A 433-nucleotide genomic window follows, 5' to 3' on the forward strand; every position below is an offset into this window, starting at 1 on the left:
GTTCCTTGCAATCGGGCGAGACCTTCGACGTGAAAACCGCGTCGATAAGCCCTTGACGAGCCTTGGTCTCAGAACCTGTGTCGGATACTGCCCGTCGTAAGCCAGATTCACGATTCAGGACGTCAACGACCGCGAAAATCTCATTAGCGAACTCGGTACCTGTACCACGTCGGTCGCCGACCTCGTCTAGCTGCTGTGATGCGCCCCCCGCCGTCGTCAGGCCCGATTCACCGTCCGCGAATTAGACGCCGAGGGCTCGTCGGCGAGCGATGAGAGGAAGCGGTCGACTGTCGCCTGGACGCGCTGGTCGTCTTGTAGGGACTCCCCCACGATCCGACTGGCCAGGGTGGTCGCAAGGCCGCCGATCTCGGCACGCACCTCGCGCACCGCCTGATCGCGCTCGGCCTGGATTTGAGCGTTGGCACGCTCGGTG

The 433-nt window shown here is 63.0% G+C and carries 1 pseudogene; it reads right to left on the reverse strand.

What is annotated here, in order from left to right:
* Positions 1–216: 216 nt before the first annotated feature.
* Positions 217–433 (reverse strand): annotated as a pseudogene (locus EOC83_RS32605) (hypothetical protein); the annotation flags it as partial.

It is taken from the genome of Mesorhizobium sp. Primo-A, from assembly GCF_003997175.1.
Taxonomy (GTDB): Bacteria; Pseudomonadota; Alphaproteobacteria; order Rhizobiales; family Rhizobiaceae; genus Mesorhizobium; species Mesorhizobium ciceri.